1 protein-coding gene is annotated in these 259 nt (G+C 43.2%); it reads right to left on the reverse strand.

The features are described from left to right. On the reverse strand, positions 1–259 hold a 259-nt coding region (locus tag SB775_RS31000), incomplete at both ends, for an NEAT domain-containing protein (RefSeq protein ID WP_410865107.1).

Below are 259 nucleotides of genomic sequence, written 5' to 3' on the forward strand. Positions count from 1 at the left end.
TTGGAATTGAACGAGCCTTGTATTGGCTTTTTTATTCGTTGAAAGAACCGTTGTATCGACATAGCCGCCATTTCCCGGAACTTTAAATTCCGTCACCCAGCTGCTATTTTTAATGGTCATTTGCACTGTCAGCTTTCCATTTTTCACGATCACTTTAGCCGGCTTCAGCCAGTAATCATTTGCCATTGAGACCGCATTTCCTTCAGCCTTCAGCACAGTATAGTTGACGGAGTATGTACCATCATTTAAAGAGGCAGCC

The sequence above is a fragment of the Peribacillus sp. SIMBA_075 genome (assembly GCF_046534585.1).